The organism is Paenilisteria rustica (assembly GCF_013820765.1).
Lineage (GTDB): Bacteria > Bacillota > Bacilli > Lactobacillales > Listeriaceae > Listeria_A > Listeria_A rustica.
In genome coordinates, this window is sequence record NZ_JABJVM010000039.1 from 1 (window position 1) to 1,260 (window position 1,260).

Here is a 1,260-nt window from a genome sequence, read left to right on the forward strand (position 1 = left end):
TCTTCTTTCAGATCGATACCTATCACATTCTGACCATGATTAGCAAACATGATAGCCGTTGGTAAACCGATATAGCCTAACCCAATAACTGCGATTTTCAAAGAATCATCTCCTCGTAGATTTTAAAATTTACTTATTGTTTGGAATTGAAATTTTCCATGTTGCGAGTACTTTTGGTTTGTCTTTTCCGAATGTCACTGGTTGGTAGGAAAACTCGCCAGATTTTACATCTTTCGGCAATTCAAAATTGATGGCTCCGCTCACTGTTTTGTCAGCTGCGATTTCTGTTCCGATATTGTTGGCATCCGTTTTCACTTGGTACGTTTTGTCACCAGATTTGAAAATAAAGTCATTGCCGCCGATACCGTATTTGCTATCTGTTTCATTTTTAAAACTCATGGTTATTTGCACAATGTTTTTGTCGCCTTTGCCGTTCTCCGTTGTTTCAATACCTTTGATTTGCATCTCTATATTGTTCACTGTTTTAGCTGGATACGTTTTTTCTTTTTCTGATTTTGCTTCTTGCGTTGTTTTTGGTGTTTCTTCTTTAGTTGGTGTCGCCGAACAAGCAACTAGTGATAAGGCACAAGCGCCTGACATCGCGATTAACATAACTTTTTTTAGCATCATATTACTCCTCTATGTTCTATTATTTTTATATGAAATTGCTCTTTTTTTCAAAGTTAATTTTTTAAAATGTGTGATGACTAAAGCTAGTTTAGTCATCACACCGAGTGGTATCTAAATTTTATTTAACTGTTACTTTAACTTCTAAAGCAAGTCCGACAGAGTCATAGCCTAGAACCGTTACTTCTTCTGTTGCGTCTGTAATTTTGTCCTTCGCATAGTAAGTGTACGTGCCATCTGTTGCTACTGGGACTTTGCTGTACGTTGTGTCGCCTACTTTAATACCGACATATTTAATGCCGCCTGTAAACGTTCCTGTTACATTTCTAGTTGTTCCAATAACGAATTCGTCTGCTTTCATCGTTGGTGCAACGCCTGGATCAAGTGTAACTGCTTTTTCTGCGACAACAGCGCCTGTTGAGTCATACCCTAGAACCGTGATAACATCGTCTTTACTAGTTACTTTATCTTTGATGTAGTAAGTGTACGTGCCATCTGCATTTACTGGGACTTTAGTGTATGTTGTGTCATTGATTTTAACAGCCACATATTTCACTGTTCCTGTATATGTTCCTGTTACATTACCTGTACCTAACAAGTATGTGCTTGCTGTTAGTGTAGAAGTACTTTCTG

At 37.7% G+C, this 1,260-nt stretch carries 3 protein-coding genes; all 3 read right to left on the reverse strand.

Features of this window, described 5'->3' with window-relative positions:
* Positions 1–101: hypothetical protein (locus HPK16_RS17040; protein ID WP_181677977.1), on the reverse strand; the 101-nt coding region annotated here is incomplete at its 3' end.
* Between the two features lie 28 nt (positions 102–129).
* Complete coding sequence (locus tag HPK16_RS16440) at positions 130–627, reverse strand: DUF4352 domain-containing protein (protein WP_181677978.1); 498 nt, start codon at positions 625–627, stop codon at positions 130–132.
* Between the two features lie 121 nt (positions 628–748).
* Positions 749–1,260, reverse strand: a 512-nt coding sequence (locus tag HPK16_RS16445) for an immunoglobulin-like domain-containing protein (RefSeq protein ID WP_343064827.1), incomplete at its 5' end; no start/stop codon positions are given.

What these genes read in the sequence shown, in the direction of transcription:
- HPK16_RS16440 (WP_181677978.1), bottom strand. Translation starts at nt 627, where the DNA reads ATGCTAAAAAAAGTTATGTTAATCGCGATGTCAGGCGCTTGTGCCTTA.